Below are 21,664 nucleotides of genomic sequence, written 5' to 3' on the forward strand. Positions count from 1 at the left end.
GGGCTGCACACCGGCCGCCCGCCCGTGTCCTAGTGGTTGTCGCGGGCGACGCCCTTCTGCGCCGTGCCGCGATAGCTGTCCGCGCCGCGCAACGTCATGCCCTCCGCGAGGGAGCCGACGCGCTCGCGGAAGATCTCCTGCCAGGGCGTCTGGCTGTCGGGCGTGAAGGGCCGCGCCGGCAAGTCCCGGCGCCGACGCGCCAGCTCCTCGTCGTCGACCAGCATGTTGGCGGTCGCTCGCCCGAGGTCGATGCGCAGCCGGTCCCCCGTGGCCACCAGCGCCAACCCGCCGCCCGCGGCGGCCTCTGGCGAGGCGTTCAGGATGGAAGGAGAGCCGGACGTGCCCGATTGCCGCCCGTCGCCGATGCAGGGCAGCGCGTGGATGCCCCGCTTCAGGAGGTAGGAGGGCGGGCGCATGTTCACGACCTCGGCCGCGCCGGGATAGCCGATCGGCCCGACGCCGCGCATTACGAGGATGCAATTCTCATCGATCCCGAGAGCTTCGTCGTCGATCTTCGCGTGGTAATCCTCCGGCCCGTCGAAGACGATCGCGCGGCCCTCGAAGGCTTCGGGGTCGTCGGGGTTCGACAGGTAGCGTTCCCGGAACTCCGGCGAGATCACGGAGGTCTTCATGATCGCCGAGTCGAAGAGGTTGCCCTTGAGGTTCACGAAGCCCGCATCGGCCATCATCGGCCCATCGACCGACTTGATAACCTCGGGCAGCTCGGAGGCATGGCCTTCGCAATTCGCGCCCATCGTCCGCCCGTTCACCGTGGGCGCGTCGGGATGCGGCATGAGCCCCGCGCGCATGAGCTCGCCCACCACGGCGGGCACCCCGCCCGCATGGTAGTAATCCTCGCCCAGATACTCGCCCGCGGGCTGAAGGTTCACGAGCAGCGGCACCCGGTGGCCGAGCGCCTGCCAGTCGTCGTTGTCGAGCGGGACGCCCAGATGCCGGGCCACGGCGTTCAGGTGGATCGGCGCGTTGGTGGAGCCGCCGATGGCGGAGTTCACGACCACGGCGTTCTCGAAGGCCGCGCGGGTCATGATGTCCGACGGCTTCAGATCCTCGTGGACCATCTCCACGATCCGCTGGCCCGTCTGATAACTGATCTGGCCGCGCTGACGGTAGGGCGCAGGAATGGCCGCCGCGCCAGGCAGCTGCATTCCGAGCGCCTCGGCCAGCGAGTTCATCGTCGTCGCCGTCCCCATCGTGTTGCAATACCCGACCGAGGGCGTGGAGGAGGCGACGATCTCCATGAAGCCCGCATCGTCGATCTCGCCCGCGGCATGGAGCTCGCGCGCCTTCCAGACGATCGTGCCGGAGCCGGTCCGCGCGCCGCGGAACCAGCCGTTCAGCATCGGCCCGACCGACAGCGCGATGGCCGGAATGTTGACGGTCGCCGCCGCCATCAGAAGCGCGGGTGTGGTCTTGTCGCAGCCGATCATCAGCACCACCCCGTCGAGCGGGTAGCCGTTCAGCGTCTCCACGAGCGACAGATAGGCGAGGTTGCGGTCAAGCGACGCCGTGGGCCGCTTGCCCGTCTCCTGAATCGGATGGACCGGCACCTCGAGCGGGACGCCGCCCGCCGCGATGATCCCGTCGCGGACCCGCTTGGCCAGTTCGAGGTGGTGGCGGTTGCAGGGGCTGAGGTCGCTGCCGGTCTGCGCGATCGCGATGATCGGCTTGTTGCCCTGCAGCTCCTCCCGCGTGAGGCCGTAATTGAGGTATCGCTCAAGGTAGAGCGCCGTCATCTCCCGGTTGTCGGGATTGTCGAACCACAGGCGGGAGCGCAGCTTTGTCATCGTACGGTGCTCTGTTTTGTCAATGTTTCGTAAGGAGTCACCCTCGGGTCGCCGCACACTTCACTGCCCGGACCAGCCGCCGTCGATGATGTGCGGATGGCCGGTGGTGAAGGCGCTCTCGTCGGAGGCGAGATAGGTGACGAGCGCGGCGATCTCGCGGGCGGTGGCGACGCGTCCCATCGGCTGCCGGGCGACGAACTGCGCCATCGCCTCCTCTTTGGAGCCGAGCTGCTGGCCAAGGGCCTCGACCCGCTCGTGCCAGGACGGGGATTCGACGGTGCCGGGGCAGATCGCGTTGCAACGGATGCCCTGCTTCACGTAATCGACCGCGACCGATTTGGTGAGGCCGATCACCGCCGCCTTGGTCGCGCCGTAGACGAAGCGGTTCGGCGCGCCGATCACCGAGGAGCAGGCCGACGACATGTTGACGATGGACCCACCGCCCGCCTCCAGCATGACCGGCAGCGCCGCCCGGATGGTGCGGAACATCGACTTCACGTTGAGATCGAAGCCGAAGTCCCAGTCCGCGTCGCTCGCGTCCATGAGCGTGCCGTGATGGACGAAGCCCGCGCAGTTGAAGAGCACGTCCGGCCGCGCGCGCCCGACCCCATCGCGGACGGAGGCGTCGTCGCGCGCGTCGAGCGCGTATGTCTCGCAGTCGAGCCCGTCGAGCAGGCCCGCGTCGAGATCGGTCGCGAAGACCTCCGCTCCTTCGGCGATGAACATTTCGGCCGTGGCCCGGCCGATGCCCTGACCCGCGGCGGTGATCAGGGCCCGCTTGCCCTTGAGACGATCGGTCATGTCATCCTCCCCGTTGTGCTTCCGGCTACGGGGTTTCAGGGTGGCGTGCAACGGAGGAGACGCGCATGACCCAGCTTACCCTGCTCGGAACCGGATTGATGGGGGCGCCGATGGCCCGCAACCTCGTCCGCGCGGGTCACGACCTGCGGGTCTGGAACCGCACGCCCGACAAGGCCCGCGCGATCGAGGGGGCGCGGGCCTTCGATGACCCGGCGGAAGCGGTCACCGGATCCGCCGTCGTGATCTCCATGCTCGCGGACGGTCCGGCTTCCGCGGAGATCGAGGACGCGGCGATGGCGGGGTTCGCGGACGGGGCGATCTGGGTCGAGATGGCCTCCATCCGACCGGCCGAGGCCCGCGCGGCGGGCGACCGCTTCGCCGGGCGGGGCATGGGCTACGTGGACGCGCCCGTTTCGGGCGGCACCCGCGGCGCGGAGGACGGAACACTGGCGATCATGGCGGGCGGAGACGCGGACGTCGTTGCCCGTGTCGTCCCGGTGCTGGAGGCCATGGGCCGGCCGGTCCATGTGGGCCCCGCGGGCACGGGACAGCTCGCGAAACTCGCCAACCAGGCGATCGTCGCCTGCACGATCGGCGCCGTGGCCGAGGCGATGCTGCTGCTCGAGGAAGGCGGCGCCGATCCGGCTGCGGTGCGCGACGCCCTGAAGGGCGGCTTCGCGGACAGCACGATCCTGCAGCAGCACGGCGCCCGGATGACGGAACGCGATTTCCGCCCCGGGGGGCCGATCACGCATCAGATCAAGGATCTGGACAACGTCCTCGATGCGGCGGGCGCGCTCGACCTGCCGGCCGTGCGTGCGGTGACCGAGCGGTTCAGGACGCTGCGCGACACCATGGACGGCGGTGCGCTGGATCATTCCGCGCTGTATCTCGAACTGCGCCGGCGGAACGGCTTAGGTTCGATAAATTAATAGGCTAAGAGGTTTACCTCACAAGTAGTACCATCGTCGCCGCGCGGAAATGCATCTTTGCATGCCGGTACGTGGGATCGGTGTTCCGCTGGCGGGCCATGCCGCGACTGGCCCGGACGCCCCGCAGCATCGCGAAATCGGAGGGCCCGGCCTTCGGGAGTTCCGTCGTGACCACAGCGCTCGCCGGTGCCGCGACCGCGCAGCAGACGACCCTGCGCATCCAGACCCACTACAACCTCGACCAGATGAGCGGTCAGCTCGCGCAGGAATTCTTCGACAGGATCGAGACGATGTCGAACGGCGAGATCACGATCGAGCCGTTCTTTTCCTTTTCCGTGGTCAAGTCGGTCGAGACGTTCGACGCGGCCGCCACCGGCATCCTCGATTGCGACATGACGGGCGGCGCCTACCAGACCGGCAAGAACCCGGCCTTCCAGTTCGTGGGCGACATCATGGGCGGCTACGACACGCCCTACCAGCAGCTGTCGTGGCTCTATTACGGCGGCGGGCTCGAAGCCGCGCAGGAGCTCTAAAACCAGTACGACATGCAGCTCGTCGGCTGGTGGGTCTACGGACAGGAGAGCCTGGCCTCGAAGACGCCGGTGAACGGCGTGGCCGACCTTCAGAACTGGAAGTTCCGCTCGCCGCCGGGCATGGAGACGAAGATCTTCGAAAAGCTGGGCGCGGTTCCGGTCGTGATGGACTTCACCGAGGTCTTCACCGCGCTCGAGACCGGCATCATCGACGCGGCCGACTATTCCGGCCTCGCCAACAACGAGAGCATCGGCCTCTTCGACCTCGTGAGCTACGCAACCTATCCGGGCTTCCATTCGATGCCGTCGGACCACCTTGCCTGCAACAAGAACGTATGGGATTCGATGCCCGAGCATCATCGCGCGATCATCTCCACCGCGATGGAATCGCTGGCGCTGCGCACGGCGCTCTCCTTCGAGAAGCTGAACGCGGAAGCCGCGGCGCGGCTGCGCGAGGCCGGCGTGACGCTGGCCAGCTGGTCGGACGAGGACCGGCAGGAGTTCCGCGACGCGGCGCAGGCGAGTTGGCCCGAATTCGCCACTACCCCGGAGGCGGAAGCGCTGGTCGAGTCGCATATGAGCGACCTGTCCGATCTCGGGCTCGTGTCCGACGACGGGGCCGACCCCGTCGCCTGGCTCGCGCTCGCGGGCGTCTTCGTGTTCTTCGGGCTCGGCGTGGCGACGGTGCGCCGCGCGCCCATGGAATACAAGGATTGGGGCTGGTTCGACCGGGTCTCGGTCTTCGTCGGCCGTGTCACGATGCTCCTCATCGGGGTGCTCGTCTGCGTCATGATCTATGAGGTCTTCATGCGCTACGTGGTCGAGCGACCGACGCTTTGAGCCAGCGAGCTGTCATTGTGGATGGCCGGGTTCATCTTCATCCTGTCGGGCCTCTACGCGATGCAGCAGCGCAGCCACATCCGTATCTACCTGCTCTACGACATCCTGCCGCGGCCGCTGCAAAAGGTCTGCGACGTGATCTCGGTGGCATTGATCCTCGCCATCGCCTTCTTCCTGTTCTGGGGCGGGTGGGGCGAGGCCAGCCAGAAATACCTCCGGTGGGAGACGTTCGACACCGCCTTCGACCCACCGATCCCGACGACGCTCAAGCCGATGATCCTGATCGTCGTCACGCTGGTCGCCATCCAGGCGCTCGCGAACCTGATCCGCGACTGGGACGCCGCGCCGGTCCAGCACAGCGCCGCCGACGACATCGACCCGGACGAGGTCGAGCGGCTGCGCCGGCAGGTCGGTGCGGAATGATCCGATCCGTCGGACGGGACGGCTGAGGAGAGCGAACGATGGACGTCGGAACGATATCTCTGATCCTGCTGATCGCGCTCATGCTGCTGCTCGCGATCGGCATGCCGCTGGGCTTCGCCTCCGCGATCCTCGCGGTCGCGGTGTTGGTGATGAAGTTCGAGCCCGCGCTCCTTTCCGCGCCCTGGACCTTCGGCGAGGGGATGCTGACGGGGCGCTTCGGGTCGGGGCCGCTCAACATCCTGGCGCAGAAGATCTACGGGCTGCTGACCGACTACGTCCTGATCTCGATCCCGCTCTTCATCTTCATGGCGGCGCTTCTGGAGCGGTCGGGGATCGCCAAGGACATGTATTCCTCCCTCAACGTGTGGATGAACCGCACGCGGGGCGGCATCGCCATCGTCACCTCCATCATGGCGGTCATCATGGCGGCGATAACAGGGATCATCGGCGGCGAAGTCGTGCTTCTGGGCCTGATCGCGTTGCCGCAGATGCTCCGGCTGGGCTACGACCGCAACCTCGCCATCGGCACGATCTGCACGTCCGGATCGCTCGGCACGATGATCCCGCCCTCGATCGTGCTGATCATCTACGGGCTCATCACCGAGACCTCGATCAAGGCGCTCTTCACCGCGGCCTTCCTGTTGGGCTTCATGCTCGCCTCCTTCATCATCGTCTACATCGTCGTGCGCACGCAGGCGAACCCGGCGCTGGCCCCCCTGCCCGAGGCATCCGCCGACGACCCGGCGCCGGGCGAGAAGGGCGGCGCTCGCGCTCCTCTTCTTCGCGTTCAAGCCGCACCGGGCCAATCGGGACTGGCGGATGGGCAAGGGGCTCGTCGCGCCCATCGTGATGTTCATGGACTGGGTGGGGATCGTGCTTCTGATCATCCCCGTCTTCCTGCCGATCGTGCAGCGCCTGCCCATCGAGGAGATCGGGATCCTCGGCACGTTGGAGCCCGCGAACCTCTCGATCTGGTTCGGCGTTCTCTTCTGCATAAACATGCAGGTGAGCCTCCTGTCGCCGCCTTTCGGCCCGGCCGCCTTTTACCTGAAATCCGTCGCGCCGCCCGGGATTTCGTTGACCGACATCTTCCGCGGCTTCCTGCCCTTCATCGGCATCCAGATCCTCGCGCTGTCGATCCTGCTGCTCTATCCCCCGATCGTCGAGATCCTCCTCGACTGACCCTGACGCCCGCGCCTCCGTTCCTGCTTCCGAAACATCCCGGGATGGCCGATGGCGGGTCGCCGATCCGAGGGCCATCGGCGACGGGCTGGCCCCGGTTCGGCCGCAGATACAAGCACAAGCGGGGACTTCTAACTTCCCCGGCCGGGGTCTATGACGGAGACATCCCAAGCCGATCGAGCCTCCGATGACCCGCACCATTCGCCTGCACGCCTCCGACAACGTCGTCACCGCGACCGGCCCGATGGGGGCCGGGGCGGCGGTCGAGGGGGTGGTCACCAGCGCGCTGATCCCGACCGGACACAAGATCGCCACCCGTCCCATCGCCACGGGCGAGGCGATCGTGAAATACGGGCAGATTATCGGCTACGCCTCCGTTGACATCGCGCCGGGCGACCATGTCCATGTGCAGAACTGCGCGTTCCGGGCCACCGACCATGCCTACGAATTCGGCACCGACCTCCGTCCGGTCGCGCCGGCGACCGGCGACACCTTCATGGGCTACCGCCGCAGGAACGGCGCGGTCGGCACGCGGAACTACGTCGCGGTGCTGACCTCCGTGAACTGCTCCGCCACCGCCGCCCACATGATCGCCGACGCCTTCGGCCCGGAAGAGATGGCGCGCTATCCGAACGTGGACGGGGTCTGCGCCTTCACCCACGGCACCGGCTGCGGCATGGCGGGCGACGGCGACGGGTTCGAGGCGCTCCAGCGGGTGATGTGGGGCTATGCCCGCCATCCGAACCACGCCGCCGTCCTGATGGTTGGCCTCGGCTGCGAGATGAACCAGATCGACTGGCTGCTCGATGCCTGGGGCCTCGAGCATTCGCCGACCTTCCAGACGATGAACATCCAGAACGTCGCAGGCCTGCGCCGCACGGTCGAGGCGGGGATCGAGACGGTCCGCGCGATGCTGCCCATCGCCAACGAGGCGGTGCGCGAGCCCTGCCCCGTCTCCGAACTGACGGTCGCGCTGCAATGCGGCGGCTCCGACGCCTGGTCGGGGATCACCGCGAACCCGGCGCTGGGCCATGCCTGCGACCTCCTCGCGGCGCAGGGCGGGACCGGCGTCCTGGCCGAGACGCCGGAGATCTACGGCGCCGAGCATCTGCTGACCCGGCGTGCGGTGGACAACGCGACGGGCGAGCGGCTCGTCGGCCTGATCGAATGGTGGAAGGACTATACCGAGCGCAACCGCGGCTCGATGGACAACAACCCGTCTCCCGGCAACAAGAAGGGCGGACTCACCACCATCCTCGAGAAGTCGCTCGGCGCGGCGGCGAAGGGCGGCACGACGCCGCTTACCGGCGTCTACAAGTACGCCGAGCAGGTCCGCGCCCGCGGCTTCACCTTCATGGACAGTCCCGGCTACGACCCGGCCTCGGTGACGGGGCAGATCGCGGGGGGCTGCAACCTCGTCTGCTTCACCACGGGGCGCGGGTCCGCCTTCGGCTCGAAGCCCGCCCCGACGATCAAGGTGGCGACGAACCAGACGCTCTTCGACCGGATGCCCGAGGACATGGACATCAACGCCGGCGACATCCTCGACGGCCGTTCCACCGTGGAGGCGAAGGGGCGCGAGATCTACGAGACGTTCCTGCGCGTGGCCTCCGGCGAGACGACCAAGTCCGAGGCGCAGGGGCTGGGCGACCATGAATTCGTGCCGTGGCAGATCGGGGCGGTGATGTGACGCCGGCCCCGTGACGTTGACGGCACGGTCGGGAGCGCCCGTATTTCGCGCCGTCGCATGGCGGCGGGCGCACCGCTGATGCCGCCGCCGGTTCCGGTCTCCCGGCTCGCGCGGCCGCGCGTCGACGATGCGGGTCGCGGCATCCTCCTGATGCTGGTGGCCAACGCCTTCTTCGCGATGAACGACACGTCGGTGAAGTGGCTGTCGCTCGCGGGGCTGCCCGCGTTGCAGCTCGCCTTCATGCGCTACGCCACGCATCTGGTGCTTTCCACCGGGCCGATGCTCGGGCGCGACCGTTCCGGCTGGACCGCGCCCTGGCCGGTGTCGGGGCTGATGCTGCTGCGCGGGGGGCTGCTCCTCGTCTCGACGATCACCAACTTTTTCGCGCTGCGCTATCTCGACCTGACGACCATCGCGGCGATCACGTTCTCCTCGCCGATCCTCGTCTCCGCCCTTTCGGTGCCGCTTCTGGGCGAGCGTGTCGGGCGGCTCCGCTGGGCGGCGATTGCCGTGGGCTTCCTGGGCGTTCTCGTGGTCGTGCGCCCGTGGGATGCGTCGTTCCACCCGGCAATGCTCCTGTCGGTGACGAGCGCGCTGGCCCTGTCGCTCTTCTCGATCCTGACGCGCCGCCTCGCGGGGATCGCGGCCCCGCGGACGATGCAGCTCTATGCCGGGCTCGTCGGCACGTCGGTGCTGGCGCCGTTCATGTTCTGGATCTGGGAGATGCCGGCCACGGCATTCGAATGGGCGCTCATGCTCGGCTTCGGCGGCCTTGCCTGGACCGGGCACCACTTCTTCTCCCACGCGCATGGCTTCGCACCGGCCAGCGTGCTGATGCCGTTCAGCTACGCCTTTCTCGTCTACATGACCGTGACGGGCTTCGTCGTGTTCGGCACGGTGCCGGACGCGACGACGATCGTGGGCGCGATGGTGATCGCGGCGGCGGGATTGTTCATCTGGTGGCGCGAACGGAGGTGACATGAAGGTCGGACTGATCGGAACGGGAATGGTCGCGGCGACGCATGTGGCGGCGATCCGCGATGCGGGGCTCGAACTCGCTACGGTGATGGCGCGCGATCCGGCGAAGACACGGGCCTTCGCGCAGCGGCACGGCGCGCGGGCGGTCGAAAGCGTCGAGGCGCTTGCCTCGGGTGTCGATTTCGTCATCCTCCTGACCCCGCCGAATGCACGACAGGACCATGTCGCGGCGCTTGCGCGCGCGGGCGTGCCGATCCTCGCCGAAAAGCCGATCGAGCGGGATCTGGCGCGGGCCACGGCGCTGGTGGAGGCCTGCGAGGCGGCGAACGTGCCCTTCGGCGTGACGCTCCAGCACCGGATGCGCCCCGCCGCGCAGATGCTCGCGCGGCAGATGGCGGGGCTGGGGACGATCGCCTCGGTCGACCTGCGCGTGCCGTGGTGGCGCGACCCGTCCTATTACGACGAACCGGGGCGTGGCACCTATGAGCGCGACGGCGGCGGCGTGCTGCTGACGCAGGCGATCCACGCCATCGACCTGATGCTGCATCTTTGCGGCCCCGTCGGCGCGGTGCAGGCGATGGTTGCGTCGACGCCGCTCCACGATCTCGAGGCGGAGGATTTCGCGGCCGCCGCGCTGCGGTTCGAGAGCGGCGCCACGGGCGCGTTGATGGCGTCGGTCACGCACCGCCCCGGCGGGACGGAGGCGTTGACGATCAACGGGACGGGAGGATCGGCCGTGCTTGCGGGCGGGGAGCTCACGGTGACCGGGGCGGACGGCGAAAGCCGCAGCTTCGGCGAGCCGGCGGCGGGCACGGGCGGCGGGGCCGACCCGATGGCGTTCCAGCACGACTGGCACCAGGCGGTGATCGAGGACTTCGCCTCCGCCCTGCGGGAGGGTCGCGCGCCGGCGATCCCGGCGCGCGACACGCTGCCGGCCATCGCGCTCATCGACGCGATCCAGGCCTCGGCCCGGTCGGGACACAGGGAGGAGATCGAGGATGTCTGAGGGAATCGCCGTCATCGGCATCGACCACCGGCACTGCTACACGATGGTCGCGAACCTGATCGAGGCCGGCGGGCATCTGGTCGGCTGGGCCACCGAGGGGGAGCCGGGCACGCTCGACGGCTGGGTCGAGCGCTACCCCGACGCGCCGCGGCGCACGGAGGCGGAGCTTCTGGCCGATCCGGAGGTTTCCATCGTCGTCACCGCGGGGGTGCCGTTCGAACGGCCGGGCATTTCCTGCCGCGCGATGCGGGCCGGCAAGCATGTCCTGAGCGATAAACCGGGCGCGCTGACCGAGGACGACCTCGAAGCGATCCGCCGGACCGCCGCGGAGACCGGGCGCATATGGGCCGTCGACTTCAGCGAACGCTTCGAGGTGCCGGGCATGACCCGCGTCTCCCGCCTCGTGGCCGAGGGCGTCATCGGCGAGGTGATCGACGTGACGCTGCTGGCGCCACACCGGCTGAACGCGCCGACGCGCCCGGACTGGTTCTGGGACCACGCGAAGGGCGGCGGCATCCTCGCGGATATCGGCTCCCACCAGATCGAGCAGGTGCTGCACCTGTCCGGCGCGAGCGAGGGCGAGATCCTGTTCGCGGAAGCCTCCTGCCTGCGCGAGGCGCCGTTCCAGGACCGGGGCCGGATCGCGATGCGCGCGGGCCGGGCCACGGGGACGATCCTTCTGCACTGGTACACGCCCGACGCGCTGCCGAGCTGGGGGGACGGACGGCTCTTCGTGACCGGGACGGAGGGCTTTGTCGAAATCCGCAAGTATGTCGATCCCGAGGGGGCGGAGGGGGGCGATCACGTCATCCTCGTCAACAACGACCGCTCCGAGCGGTGGCAGGCATCGGACGAACGCCTGCCCTTCTTCGCGGACTTTCTCGCGGGCGTCCGGGCGGGTCGGGCCCCGGACCCGGATCACCCGTTCCGCGTCATGGCGCTCGCCATCGAGGCGCAAAGGATGGCGGACGCGAAGCGCGGGGGCTGACCTTTTCGGCGGCGGTCGTTTTCCTGACCGCCACGTTCGGCTCCGGCGTCCTGTCGACCGTCGGGGGCGCCTCGGGTGCGCGGCCGGGGCTGCGCTGCCCCGTCGGGCTTTGTTTCGGGTCGAACCTCGTGACAGTGGCCGACATATCGGAGCTGACCGTGCCGATACGCGTGGATACGCGACCGCACATTATCCCGCTCCCGTCCTCCGAGGGCGGCCTTCTCTATCCCGCCTTCCGGCTCGCCACGGCGAGCGCCCGGCTTCGTTGATGGCTTGGCGCCGCAAGCGATCGATCCCGAGGCTTATGCCGGGGGCACCGCCCTGTTCTCCGGCGTTCGGGTCTTTCCCGCGGCGACGCCGGTGCGCTCGTCAAGCCCGCGATCGTGTGCGCGATCCGGATGCCGCTGTCTCCCGCGCCGTCTCGACCTCACGCAAAGGATGCGGCGAAAGATGAACGTGTCGATGCGGGCTGTCGTGGCGCTGGCCACACTGACGAAGCCCCGCGCCAAGCGGACCCGGCACACCGTGTCGGCCCATCTTTCCGACATGCGCGAAGGACGGGTCCGTGACCATCGGCTTTATGGAGGCGAGTACCGGAATCGAACCGGTGTGCACGGATTTGCAATCCGCTGCGTAACCACTCCGCCAACTCGCCGCCGGGGATGCGAACGCTCTAGCGTCTGCGCGCAACACTCGCAAGCGGTCCCGGGCGACGCGTCGGGTTTCGCGTTGCGGCAAGGGAGCGGACATGCTTTCTGACCCCCAAGCAGAACAGGACGACGGGTGCAGGCAACGATGGCGGCGTCAAAGGCTCTCCGGACGATGATGGTCGACACCCAGGTCCGGCCCTCGGATGTCACGAAGTTTCCAATCATATCGGCGATGCTCGATGTCCCGCGGGAGGCCTTCGTGCCCAGCGGCGCGCGGGAGGTCGCCTATATGGACGCGCCGATCCCGCTGGGCGACGGACGCGAGATGCCGGATGCGCGGGTGCTGGCCAAGATGCTCGACGCGCTCGACGTCCGGATCGAGGACAACGTGCTGATCCTCGGCGGCAATTACGGCTATTCGACCGCGATCCTGTCGCGCATGGCGGATTCGGTCGTGATGATCGAGCCGGACGCGGCGATGGTCGCGGAGGCTGAAACGGCACTGGCTTCGATCGAGGCGCACAACGCCGTCGTGCTGCAGGACGAGCCGACGAAGGGTGCGGCCAAGGCCGGGCCGTTCGACGTGATCCTGATCGAGGGCGGGGTCGAGCGGATACCGGACGCGATCACGGAACAATTGCGGGAAGGCGGACGCATCGCGGCGGCTTTCCAGAGCGGAACGTTGGGCGAAGTAAGGGTCGGACGCATGACAGACGGACATATCGGATGGCGCTTCGCCTTCAATGCCGGCGCACCGGTCCTGCCGGGCTTCGCCGCCGAACGCGGGTTCGCGTTCTGATGGCGGGCCGTCTGTTCCGTCGCCTGGCCCTCGGCACCGGGCTCGTCCTCGCCACGGCGGGATCGCTGACCGCCGATACGCTCAGCGATGCGCTGATCCAGGCCTATCGCAGTTCGCCGCTGCTGGAGCAGCAGCGCTATCTGCTCCGTGCGACGGACGAGGACGTGGCCGTGGCCGTGGCCGCGCTCCGCCCGACGGTGAGCTTCCAATCGAGCTACGGCAAGACCGTGACCTTCACCGACAGCGAGCGGGTGCGGCGGACCAATCCGCTCGACGGCGTGCAGACCTCGGTCAATGTCGGCGGGCGGGAGACGACGACCGTCGGTGCGCTGTCGCTCGTGCTCGACTACGTTCTGGCCGATGGCGGCCAGCGCGACCTGCGTATCGGCGCCGCGAAGGAAGCGGTCATCGGCGCGCGGTTCAACCTGACGCAGATCGAGCAGCAGGTCATGCTCGACGCGGTCACGGCCTATCTGAACCTGCGTCTGGCGGTGCGCCTCGTCGACGTGCGGCAGACGAACGTTCGCCTGATCGATCAGCAGCTCAGCGCGACGCAGGACCGGTTCGAGGTCGGCGAGGTGACGCGGACGGATGTCGCGATCGCACAGTCGCGGCTGGCCGCCGCGCGCTCGGCGCTGGCCGCGGCACGGGGGCAGGTGGACATCGCGCGCGAGACCTATCGCTTGGCCACCGGCGTCCTGCCAGGCAGCACGCTGGCCGATCCGCCCCCGGCGCCCGCCCTGCCGCCGACCGTCGACCGCGCCCAGCAGCTTGCCTTGCAAATTCATCCGCTGGTCGCGTCCGCGCAGCACGACATCACCGCGCTGACGCTTCTCGCCGAAGCGCGCGCGGCCGATCGGCTGCCTTCGGTGTCGCTGCAGGCCAATGCCGGGCGCCAGACGCCGGATACGGATACGCTGAACCTCAGCCTGCTCGGGAACGTGCCGGTCTATACCGGTGGTCAGTTGCCTGCTCTGCAACGTCAGGCGATCGCGCAGGCGCAGGCGGCGCGCGGCGATCTCGGCAACACGAGCCGTCAGATCGTCGAGGGTGTCGGACGGGCCTATGCCGGGCTCGAGGTGGCCCGCGCGCAGATCACCGCGACGCAGGAGGGCGTGCGCGCCTCGGAGCTGGCCTTCGAAGGCCTGCGCGAGGAGGCGACGCTCGGCGTGCGCACCACGCTCGACGTGCTCGACGCGGAGAACGACCTTCTCGTGGCGCGCACCGACCTGCTGACGGCTCAGTCCGACGCGCAGCTCGCGGTCTATCAGGTGCTCGCGTCGATCGGCCTGCTGACGACCGAGCATCTGGGCCTGTCGGTGGAGCGCTACGACCCGTCGATCTATTACAGCGCCGTCGCGAACGCCCCGCAGGACACGTCGCCGCTCCAACCCTCCGCACGCGGCGGGCGCCTCGACAGCGTGCTGCGGCGGTTCAACCGTAATTGATCCGTGCGCGGTGGCGTTCGTCGCGACGGACGCCGAATGGACATGACGATGCGGATAGCGGCCCCTGTCGCCGCGCGGACCGATCGGGAGAGCACGATGGCAGCGCATGAAAGAGGCGAAGATCCGGTCGAATCGGTGCGAAGCCTGATCGCGCAAGAGACCGCTCACATGACGGCCACCGGCTCCGGGCGACCGGCGGAACAGGCGTCGAACGAACCGACGCTCCTTCTCGCGGCGGAGCAACGCGTGCGGCAGGAAGACGATGCAGGGGGGGTCGCTGGCCGGAGTCGCGCGGAACCGCCCGAGGAATACACGGAGGATTCCGATTTCGAGCACGACGGCCCTCGCGCGCTGCGTACGCGGGGACTCTCAAAATTCGCCGACCTGTCGGATGAGCCGGCCGCCAACGGGGATCTCCGCGAACTCGTCACCGAGATCGTGCGCGAAGAACTGGCCGGCGAACTCGGTGCGCGGATCACGCGCAACGTCCGCAAGCTCGTGCGGCAGGAGATTGCCCGCGCCATGAGCGAAATGGAGCCCGGCAAGCGCCGGCCCTGAAACGAAAGCCGCGCCGGACCACAATCCGACGCGGCGTTGTGCCGTGGTTCGGCGATCAGGCGGCTTCGGCAGCCTCCGCCATTTCGGCCGCGTGCCGACGCTCGCTTTCCTCACGCGACAGCGCGACCGAGGTGCGGACCCCGCGGCTGACGAATTCCATGAGGCCGGCGACGACGCGCTCGTTCGGATCGATTCCGGCACAGGACAGTACCTCGCGCCCGTCGCGGGACCGGGCCCAGCGGGCGATCTGATCGGGTCCGTTGCCGAATTTCTTGTCGTCGGAGATGGCGTCGTCCAACGCGGCCAGAACAACAGCGGCGAACAGCTTGCGCGCACGCTGCCCCTGTTCGAAATTGAACGCAGTTGCGTCGACGAAGTCCGTCATACCGCTCTCTCCTTATGTTCTTGCTTCTTCTCAGACCAGTCGACCTAACACGACCGCCCTGCATCCGTGCTATGCGATCTCGGAATACCCCATATGCTCAGGATGCATCGCGAGAAAGCGGAGGATACCAGATCCGGTAGCTGGGCAAGCCATGCCACGACGATATCTGGTCTTCGCCTGGATTGTTTCAACCTTGCGTCAACTTCTTGATACAATCCCGGTTCCCCGGCCCGCGCGGTTTTTTGCCCGCTGCGCCGGGCGGCGCTCGCGCTTGCTTGCGCCCCCCGCACTCGGTAAAGCGCGGCCGACACCCGTTCGGAGACTTCCTGCGATGCCCAAGATCAACGGCAACGAAATCCGCCCCGGCAACGTGCTCGAGCATGACGGCCATCTCTGGTCGGCGGTCAAGGTCGATCACGTGAAACCCGGCAAGGGCGGTGCCTTCGCGCAGGTGGAAATGCGCAACCTCCGCAACGGCTCCAAGCTCAACGAGCGGTTCCGGTCGGCCGACAAGGTCGAGCGCGTCCGGCTCGAGCAGAAGGACCAGCAATTCCTCTACGAGACCGATGGACGGCTCGTGTTCATGGACACCGCGACCTACGATCAGGTCGAGCTCGACGCGGAGATCCTGGGGGAGCGGCGCCCGTTTCTGCAGGACGGGATGATGGTGCAGGTCGAGTACTACGACGACGAGGCGCTGAACGCGACCCTGCCGCAAAAGGTGATCTGCAAGATCGTCGAAACGGAGCCGGTGGTGAAGGGTCAGACCGCCGCCAACAGCTTCAAGCCCGCGCTGCTCGACAACGGCGTCCGGGTGATGGTTCCGCCCTTCGTCGGCCAGGACGAGGACATCGTGGTCAACACCGAGACGATGGAATATTCCGAGCGCGCCTGACCGGCGCTTGCCTGGCCCCGTGACGCCACCTAGGCTTCGCGCGATGTGGCGCCTCGCCCCCCTCGCCCTGCTGGCGGCCTGCGCCGAACTGCCGCCGGTCGAGGGCACGGTTTCGTCCGACGCGCGGCAACGCGCGGCCCCGATCCTCGTGCCGCTCGATCCGCTTCTCGCGGAGGGATCGCGGCCGGGACGCGCGGACGCCGAGCGGACGGTCCTGACGGCCCGGGGCACGGCGCTTGGGGAAACCTCGATTCCCGCCCCTCGCACCGACGATCTCGACGCCCGCGCCCGCCGCCTGCAAGACCGCGCCGATGCGCTCCGGGCAGCGGAGCTCTGACGACGTTGCGCCGTTGACCGTCACCGACTAACCGGGTGCAGACCAGACAAGCAGCCCGGAGACATTGCACATGACCTCACCTCTCCGTCTCGGCATCGCAGGGCTCGGCACCGTGGGCGTGGGCGTGGCGCGAATGCTCGCGAGCAATGCCGACCTTCTTGTCGCGCGGACCGGGCGGGAGATCCGGATCGCCGCCGTCTCGGCCCGGACGCGCGACCGGGACCGCGGCGTCGACCTGTCGGGCTACGCTTGGGAGGACGATCCCGTTGCCCTCGCCCGGCGCGACGACGTGGATTTGCTCGTGGAGCTGATGGGTGGTGCGGATGGTCCCGCGAAGGCCGCGACCGAGGCCGCGCTTGCCGCCGGCAAGCCCGTCGTGACCGCCAACAAGGCGATGCTCGCGATTCACGGCCAGGCGCTGGCCGAACTCGCGGAGGCGAACGGTGCGGCGCTGCGGTTCGAGGCGGCGGTCGCCGGCGGCATCCCCTGCATCAAGACGCTGACCGAGAGCCTCGCCGGTAACCGGATCACCCGTGTATCCGGGGTCATGAACGGGACTTGCAACTACATCCTGACACGGATGGAGGACGCGGGCCTGCCCTACGACGAGGTGTTCGAGGAGGCGCGTGCGCTCGGCTATCTGGAGGCCGATCCGACGCTCGACGTGGGCGGGATCGACGCCGCCCACAAGCTCGCGATCCTCGCCGCCATCGCCTTCGGCACGCAGGTCGATTTCGCGGGTGTCCAGCTGCAGGGGATCGAGCGCATCTCGATCGACGACATCCACCGCGCCCGCGACATGGGCTACCGCATCAAGCTCCTGGGCGAGGCGCGCGCGACGCCGGAGGGGATCGAACAGTCGATGCGCCCGACGCTCGTACCCGTCGACAGCCCGCTGGGCCAGCTTGAGGGCGGCACGAACATGGTGGTGATCGAGGGCGACGCCGTGGGCCGGATCGTGCTGCGCGGCGCCGGCGCCGGCGAGGGTCCGACTGCCTCGGCCGTACTGGGCGACATCTGCGACGTGGCGCGCGGCCTCGATATTCCGTCCTTCGGTCAGCCGGCCACGACGCTGACCGTGGCCGCCCGCGCCACGACGGCGGCGTGCGCCGCGCATTATCTGCGGATGGTGCTGCGCGACGAGCCCGGCGCGCTCGCCCGCGTGGCCACGGTGCTGGGACGCGCCGGCGTTTCCATCGACCGGATGCGGCAATACAATCACGTGGGCGACGATGCGCCGGTGCTGATCGTCACCCATCCCTGCCCCCCCGCTGTACTCGCCGCGGCGCTCGGGGAGGTGCAGGAAACGGGCGTCGTCCGGGGGGAGCCGGTGGCGCTGCAAATTCAGGCGCCCTGATGCCGGACCGTCGTCCGCGTCGTGCTTGATATGCGCGGCCCCGCCCCCTAAGCCGGCGGCACAACCCACCTTCGAGGATCCCCGATGCCCAAGATCGATTTCAACGACCGAATGCTGTCCCTCGGGCTCGCGCGCGTGTCCGAGGCCGCGGCCCTCGCCTCCGCCCGGCTGATCGGCCGGGGCGACGAGAAGGCCGCGGATCAGGCGGCGGTCAACGCGATGCGGGATCAGCTGAACCTCCTCGACATCGCCGGCACGGTCGTCATCGGCGAGGGCGAGCGCGACGAAGCGCCCATGCTCTATATCGGCGAGGAGGTCGGCACCGGGAACGGCCCCGAGGTCGACATCGCGCTCGATCCGCTGGAGGGGACGACGCTGACGGCGAAGGACATGCCGAACGCTCTCACGGTGATCGCGATGGGACCGCGCGGCTCGATGCTGCATGCGCCGGACGTCTACATGGACAAGCTCGCCATCGGCCCCGGCTACCGCAACGGCGTCGTCACGATGGACATGTCGCCGGCGGAGCGGGTGAACGCCCTCGCCGCCGCCAAGGGCTGCTCCACGCAGGACATCACCGTCTGCGTGCTCGAGCGTCCGCGCCACGAGGAGATGCTGGCCGAGATCCGCGGCACCGGCGCCGCCGTGCGTCTCATCACCGACGGTGACGTCGCGGGCATCATCCATTGCGCGGAGGCCGCGACGACCGGCATCGACATGTACATGGGCTCGGGCGGCGCGCCGGAGGGCGTGCTAGCCGCCGCGGCGCTCAAATGCATGGGCGGGCAGATGTACGGACGCCTGACCTTCCGCAACGACGATGAGCGGGAGCGCGCGACGAAGGCCGGCATCACCAATCTCGATCGCGTCTATACCCGCGACGACCTCGTCACCGATGACGTGATTTTCGCCGCGACCGGTGTGACGGACGGCTCGATTCTGGCGGGCATCAAGCGCGAGGTCGGCTACCTGACCGCCGAGACCATCCTGATGCGCTCCAAGACCGGCTCCGTTCGCCGCATGGTCTATCGCAACCCGACCTGAGATGGGCTGGCTCGGCGTCACCGCCTCGGCCACGGGGCGGCGCTGGGTCGGGCCCGACGCGGCCGAGGACCGTGCGGCGGAGGCGATCGCGCAGGCGGGCCTGCCGCTTGCCGTGGCGCGGCACCTCGCGCGGCGGGGCGTCGGGACCGGCACTGCGGCGGCCTTCCTCGACCCGAAGCTGCGCGACCTCCTGCCCGATCCGCTGACGCTGCGCGACATGGGTGTCGCCGCCGCTCGCCTGTCGGCGGCGGCCGCACGGGGGGAACGGATCGCCATCTTCGCCGATTACGACGTGGACGGCGCGGCCTCGGCGGCGCTGCTGGTCTGGTGGCTGCGCGCCCTCGATCGCGAGGCGACGCTTTATGTGCCCGACCGGATCGAGGAGGGCTACGGCCCGAACGCTCCCGCCATCGCCCGGCTCGCCGGGGATCACGACCTGATCGTCTGTGTCGATTGCGGCACGCTCAGTCACGACGCGCTCGCCGCGGCCGAGGGGCGGGCCGATGTGGTCGTGCTCGACCACCATCTCGGCGGCGAGACGTTGCCCCCGGCCCTCGCCGTGGTGAATCCGAACCGGATGGACGAGACCGGAGAGCTCGCGCATCTCTGCGCCGCGACGGTGGTGTTCCTTTGCCTCGTCGAGGCCAACCGGCAACGGCGCGCAAGAAACGAGGCCACGCCGGACCTGATGGCGATGCTCGACCTCGTGGCGCTCGCCACCGTCGCCGATGTCGCACCGCTTCTTGGGGTCAATCGCGCGCTCGTCCGGCAGGGCCTGCTCGTCCTGCGCAATCGCTCGCGTCCGGGGCTGCGTGCGCTGGCGGATGCGGCGCGGATGGACGGTCCGCCGACCGCCTACCATCTGGGCTACCTGCTCGGGCCCCGGATCAACGCGGGCGGGCGCATCGGCGCCGCTGATCTCGGCGCGCGGCTCCTTTCCACCACCTCCGACGCCGAGGCGGGCGCACTGGCCGAGCGGCTCGACACGCTCAACGCCGAGCGCCGCGCGATCGAGGCGCAGGTGACGCAGGCCGCGATGGCCCAGGCCGAAGCGATCGCCGACGGCCTGCTCGTCTGGGCGGCGGGCGAAGGCTGGCATCCCGGCGTGGTCGGCATCGTCGCCTCCCGTCTGAAGGAGGCGCTGAACCGTCCGGCGGTGGTGATCGGTCTGCGCGAGGACGGCATCGGACAGGGTTCGGCGCGCTCCGTTTCGGGCATCGACCTCGGCGTTTCGGTGCAGCGGCTGGCGGCCGAGGGCTGGCTCCTGAAGGGCGGTGGCCACCGGATGGCCGCGGGGCTCACGGTCGAGGCGGGCAAGATCGAGGGCGCGATGGCCCGGCTGGGCGAGTTGCTCGCGCAACAGGGCGCGGGCGCGGGCGGGCCGCGCGATCTTCGGCTGGACGGCACGTTGATGCCGGGCGCGGCCACGCGCGAGCTCGTGGACCAGCTCGAGGGGGCCGGCCCTTTCGGACAAGGCGCCCCCGCGCCGCGCTTCGCCTTTCCGTCCCTGCGGGCGTCGCATGCGCGCCCCGTGGGGGACGGACATCTCAAGGTCACCTTCACCGATGGCGGGCCCCTCCGACTCGACGCCATCGCATTCCGTGCCGGGGCCAGCGGCCTGACCCAGGCCATCGAACGCGCTGCCGGTGCGCCGCTCCACGTGGCGGGACGGCTCGAGCTCAACCGCTGGCAGGGCCGTGAAAGCGTCCAGCTGAAACTCGAGGACGTCGCGCATCCGACGGAGTGACAAGAGAGACGAGAATTTCCTCGAAAATCCGCTTGCGACCGCAGAACCCCTCGCCTAAACACCCCTCACGCCGGCACACGGCCCGTTCGTCTATCGGTTAGGACGCCAGGTTTTCAACCTGGAAAGAGGGGTTCGATTCCCCTACGGGCTGCCATTTTCCCTACATTCTTTCGAGAGAACCGGGGAATATTGGCGTCTTCACGGCGTGGCTCAGCCTTGGGGCGTAACCGTCGGGTTCGGGCCGAACGTTGCCGGGTTCGTCGGGGCTCAGGCGGGCGGCGGTACGTCGCTCGCCCGGCGTCCGGCAAAGTCGGGGTCGGCGATCGACAGGCGGGAACGACCGGATCGCTTCGACTCGTAGAGCGCCCTGTCGGCATCGGAAACCAGACGTGTGGTTTCGATCTCGTCGTAGAAGTTCGACATCGTGATGCCGATGCTGCCCGAAATGCGGCACGTATGGCCCTGCCAGTCGATCGGCGTCTCCAGTCGCCCGATTATGCGGGTCGCGATCCGGCGCATGATCTCGACCTCTTCGCAATCGGCGAAGACCAGCATGAATTCGTCGCCGCCCGTCCGCGCGACCATGTCGTCACGGCGCACCTGGGCCCGAAGGATGCGGGCCACGTGTTGGAGCACGTGATCCCCGGCGGCATGTCCCATCGTGTCGTTGATTGACTTGAAGAAATCGAGATCGAGATGCATGAGCCCGAACGACTGCTCCTGCCGCTCGGCGAGGCGGGCCAGATGTATGTCCATCGCCCGGCGATTGCTCAGACCTGTGAGCTTGTCGGTCACGGCCTCTTCCTCGGCAGCCTGCCGCGCGGTCTCCAGCCGGTCGCTCAGACGCTGGAACTCCGTCAGGACGACATTGTGCGCCTCCTTCAGGAAAAGCAGATCGACCGTCGGGTCGGTTTCGGAGAAGTCCTGTGCGGTCAGCCGATGCCGCCGCAGGGCCTCGCCCGGCTCGGCGCTGAACGACAGGATCAGCAGGACGCCCCCGTTCACGAGCGGGATCGCCATGCAACGCAGCCGGGTCGGCCGCTCGCCGGGGCCCACCTGCGTTTCGCGCAGGAGTTCGACCTTGAGGCGCCCGCCGGCCCGGGCGCGAAGCGCATCCATATCCGCCGAAAAGGCCGGCGAGACGAATCGCAGCACGTCGGCGATCCGGTCCTTCTGCCGCAAGGGCGCGATCCGCGCGAGCGTCGCACCCGAATGGCTCACCCTTCCGTCCGGCTCGAGCAGGAGCATCATCGGCAACGTCCGGGC

The 21,664-nt window shown here is 68.7% G+C and carries 18 protein-coding genes, 2 tRNA genes and 2 pseudogenes; 17 read left to right on the forward strand and 5 right to left on the reverse strand.

Translation table 11 applies throughout. The annotated features are described in order from the left end of the window. Window positions 1-29 precede the first annotated feature (29 nt). Window positions 30-1,805, reverse strand: a complete 1,776-nt coding sequence (locus tag Q1B08_RS05630) for an IlvD/Edd family dehydratase (protein WP_299816006.1) — start codon at window positions 1,803-1,805, stop codon at window positions 30-32. A 60-nt stretch (window positions 1,806-1,865) separates the two neighbouring features. Then, entirely contained in the window at window positions 1,866-2,606 is a 741-nt protein-coding gene (locus Q1B08_RS05635) for an SDR family oxidoreductase (protein WP_299816008.1), read from the reverse strand. A gap of 65 nt (window positions 2,607-2,671) precedes the next feature. Between Q1B08_RS05635 and Q1B08_RS05640 the strand changes: the two genes are divergently transcribed. From Q1B08_RS05640 to Q1B08_RS05675, 8 genes and pseudogenes are all read left to right on the forward strand, one after another. Continuing rightward, entirely contained in the window at window positions 2,672-3,538 is an 867-nt protein-coding gene (locus tag Q1B08_RS05640) for an NAD(P)-dependent oxidoreductase (RefSeq protein WP_299816010.1), read from the forward strand. A 245-nt stretch (window positions 3,539-3,783) separates the two neighbouring features. Next, window positions 3,784-4,911 (forward strand): annotated as a pseudogene (locus tag Q1B08_RS05645) (TRAP transporter substrate-binding protein). Between the two features lie 15 nt (window positions 4,912-4,926). Beyond that, entirely contained in the window at window positions 4,927-5,334 is a 408-nt protein-coding gene (locus Q1B08_RS05650) for a TRAP transporter small permease (protein WP_299816012.1), read from the forward strand. 38 nt (window positions 5,335-5,372) lie between these two features. Beyond that, window positions 5,373-6,516 (forward strand): annotated as a pseudogene (locus Q1B08_RS05655) (TRAP transporter large permease subunit). A 187-nt stretch (window positions 6,517-6,703) separates the two neighbouring features. Continuing rightward, a complete protein-coding gene (locus tag Q1B08_RS05660; protein WP_299816014.1) occupies window positions 6,704-8,206 on the forward strand; it encodes an altronate dehydratase family protein in 1,503 nt (500 codons plus the stop codon). 78 nt (window positions 8,207-8,284) lie between these two features. Beyond that, window positions 8,285-9,184, forward strand: a complete 900-nt coding sequence (locus Q1B08_RS05665) for a DMT family transporter (RefSeq protein ID WP_299816016.1) — start codon at window positions 8,285-8,287, stop codon at window positions 9,182-9,184. Between the two features lies 1 nt (window position 9,185). Further along, on the forward strand, window positions 9,186-10,190 hold the full coding sequence (locus Q1B08_RS05670; RefSeq protein ID WP_299816018.1) for a Gfo/Idh/MocA family oxidoreductase: 1,005 nt from the start codon (window positions 9,186-9,188) through the stop codon (window positions 10,188-10,190). Continuing rightward, complete coding sequence (locus Q1B08_RS05675) at window positions 10,183-11,178, forward strand: Gfo/Idh/MocA family oxidoreductase (RefSeq protein WP_299816020.1); 996 nt, start codon at window positions 10,183-10,185, stop codon at window positions 11,176-11,178. Before Q1B08_RS05670 ends, Q1B08_RS05675 begins: the two co-directional genes overlap by 8 nt. 581 nt (window positions 11,179-11,759) lie before the next feature. Here the strand turns inward: Q1B08_RS05675 and Q1B08_RS05680 are convergent. Then, a tRNA-Cys gene (locus Q1B08_RS05680) sits at window positions 11,760-11,833 on the reverse strand. 167 nt (window positions 11,834-12,000) lie between these two features. Here Q1B08_RS05680 and Q1B08_RS05685 point away from each other — a divergent pair. The 3 genes from Q1B08_RS05685 (at window position 12,001) to Q1B08_RS05695 (ending at window position 14,633) form a co-directional block, all read left to right on the forward strand. After that, window positions 12,001-12,627 (forward strand): protein-L-isoaspartate O-methyltransferase, encoded by a 627-nt coding sequence (locus Q1B08_RS05685; protein WP_299816024.1) that lies wholly within the window; start codon window positions 12,001-12,003, stop codon window positions 12,625-12,627. Further along, complete coding sequence (locus tag Q1B08_RS05690) at window positions 12,627-14,075, forward strand: TolC family outer membrane protein (RefSeq protein WP_299816026.1); 1,449 nt, start codon at window positions 12,627-12,629, stop codon at window positions 14,073-14,075. Before Q1B08_RS05685 ends, Q1B08_RS05690 begins: the two co-directional genes overlap by 1 nt. A 168-nt stretch (window positions 14,076-14,243) precedes the next feature. Then, window positions 14,244-14,633, forward strand: a complete 390-nt coding sequence (locus Q1B08_RS05695) for a hypothetical protein (RefSeq protein ID WP_299816375.1) — start codon at window positions 14,244-14,246, stop codon at window positions 14,631-14,633. Window positions 14,634-14,688: 55 nt separating this feature from the next. Here Q1B08_RS05695 and Q1B08_RS05700 read toward each other — a convergent pair whose 3' ends face one another. Continuing rightward, window positions 14,689-15,018, reverse strand: a complete 330-nt coding sequence (locus tag Q1B08_RS05700; RefSeq protein WP_299816028.1) for a DUF6280 family protein — start codon at window positions 15,016-15,018, stop codon at window positions 14,689-14,691. Window positions 15,019-15,349: 331 nt separating this feature from the next. On the opposite strand from Q1B08_RS05700, the gene efp reads away from it, so the two are divergent. The 6 genes from efp (at window position 15,350) to Q1B08_RS05730 (ending at window position 20,552) form a co-directional block, all read left to right on the forward strand. Further along, the gene (efp, locus tag Q1B08_RS05705) at window positions 15,350-15,913 is read left to right on the forward strand and encodes an elongation factor P (protein WP_299816030.1); all 564 of its coding nucleotides are present in this window, start codon (window positions 15,350-15,352) and stop codon (window positions 15,911-15,913) included. Window positions 15,914-15,956: 43 nt separating this feature from the next. Further along, window positions 15,957-16,250: a hypothetical protein gene (locus tag Q1B08_RS05710; protein ID WP_299816032.1), complete on the forward strand. Its 294-nt coding sequence runs from the start codon at window positions 15,957-15,959 to the stop codon at window positions 16,248-16,250. 70 nt (window positions 16,251-16,320) lie between these two features. Then, window positions 16,321-17,607, forward strand: coding sequence for a homoserine dehydrogenase (locus tag Q1B08_RS05715; protein WP_299816035.1), 1,287 nt, complete (start codon window positions 16,321-16,323; stop codon window positions 17,605-17,607). A gap of 84 nt (window positions 17,608-17,691) precedes the next feature. After that, on the forward strand, window positions 17,692-18,651 hold the full coding sequence (gene glpX, locus Q1B08_RS05720) for a class II fructose-bisphosphatase (protein WP_299816037.1): 960 nt from the start codon (window positions 17,692-17,694) through the stop codon (window positions 18,649-18,651). A 1-nt stretch (window position 18,652) separates the two neighbouring features. Then, window positions 18,653-20,398: a single-stranded-DNA-specific exonuclease RecJ gene (gene recJ / locus Q1B08_RS05725; protein ID WP_299816039.1), complete on the forward strand. Its 1,746-nt coding sequence runs from the start codon at window positions 18,653-18,655 to the stop codon at window positions 20,396-20,398. 79 nt (window positions 20,399-20,477) lie between these two features. Continuing rightward, window positions 20,478-20,552 (forward strand) — tRNA-Glu (locus tag Q1B08_RS05730). 113 nt (window positions 20,553-20,665) lie between these two features. On the opposite strand, the gene Q1B08_RS05735 is transcribed toward Q1B08_RS05730, so the two are convergent. Continuing rightward, on the reverse strand, window positions 20,666-21,649 hold the full coding sequence (locus Q1B08_RS05735; RefSeq protein ID WP_299816041.1) for a GGDEF domain-containing protein: 984 nt from the start codon (window positions 21,647-21,649) through the stop codon (window positions 20,666-20,668). Window positions 21,650-21,664: the final 15 nt, after the last annotated feature.

Source organism: uncultured Jannaschia sp., assembly GCF_947494025.1.
GTDB lineage: Bacteria > Pseudomonadota > Alphaproteobacteria > Rhodobacterales > Rhodobacteraceae > Jannaschia.

Bases quoted from the DNA above. Each gene is read 5' to 3' on its own strand.
- Q1B08_RS05630 (WP_299816006.1), bottom strand. From the start codon at position 1,805: ATGACAAAGCTGCGCTCCCGCCTGTGGTTCGACAATCCCGACAACCGG.
- Q1B08_RS05635 (WP_299816008.1), bottom strand. From the start codon at position 2,606: ATGACCGATCGTCTCAAGGGCAAGCGGGCCCTGATCACCGCCGCGGGT.
- Q1B08_RS05640 (WP_299816010.1), top strand. From the start codon at position 2,672: ATGACCCAGCTTACCCTGCTCGGAACCGGATTGATGGGGGCGCCGATG.
- Q1B08_RS05660 (WP_299816014.1), top strand. From the start codon at position 6,704: ATGACCCGCACCATTCGCCTGCACGCCTCCGACAACGTCGTCACCGCG.
- Q1B08_RS05665 (WP_299816016.1), top strand. From the start codon at position 8,285: ATGCCGCCGCCGGTTCCGGTCTCCCGGCTCGCGCGGCCGCGCGTCGAC.
- Q1B08_RS05670 (WP_299816018.1), top strand. From the start codon at position 9,186: ATGAAGGTCGGACTGATCGGAACGGGAATGGTCGCGGCGACGCATGTG.
- Q1B08_RS05675 (WP_299816020.1), top strand. From the start codon at position 10,183: ATGTCTGAGGGAATCGCCGTCATCGGCATCGACCACCGGCACTGCTAC.
- Q1B08_RS05685 (WP_299816024.1), top strand. From the start codon at position 12,001: ATGATGGTCGACACCCAGGTCCGGCCCTCGGATGTCACGAAGTTTCCA.
- Q1B08_RS05690 (WP_299816026.1), top strand. From the start codon at position 12,627: ATGGCGGGCCGTCTGTTCCGTCGCCTGGCCCTCGGCACCGGGCTCGTC.
- Q1B08_RS05695 (WP_299816375.1), top strand. From the start codon at position 14,244: ATGACGGCCACCGGCTCCGGGCGACCGGCGGAACAGGCGTCGAACGAA.
- Q1B08_RS05700 (WP_299816028.1), bottom strand. From the start codon at position 15,018: ATGACGGACTTCGTCGACGCAACTGCGTTCAATTTCGAACAGGGGCAG.
- efp (WP_299816030.1), top strand. From the start codon at position 15,350: ATGCCCAAGATCAACGGCAACGAAATCCGCCCCGGCAACGTGCTCGAG.
- Q1B08_RS05710 (WP_299816032.1), top strand. From the start codon at position 15,957: ATGTGGCGCCTCGCCCCCCTCGCCCTGCTGGCGGCCTGCGCCGAACTG.
- Q1B08_RS05715 (WP_299816035.1), top strand. From the start codon at position 16,321: ATGACCTCACCTCTCCGTCTCGGCATCGCAGGGCTCGGCACCGTGGGC.
- glpX (WP_299816037.1), top strand. From the start codon at position 17,692: ATGCCCAAGATCGATTTCAACGACCGAATGCTGTCCCTCGGGCTCGCG.
- recJ (WP_299816039.1), top strand. From the start codon at position 18,653: ATGGGCTGGCTCGGCGTCACCGCCTCGGCCACGGGGCGGCGCTGGGTC.
- Q1B08_RS05735 (WP_299816041.1), bottom strand. From the start codon at position 21,649: ATGATGCTCCTGCTCGAGCCGGACGGAAGGGTGAGCCATTCGGGTGCG.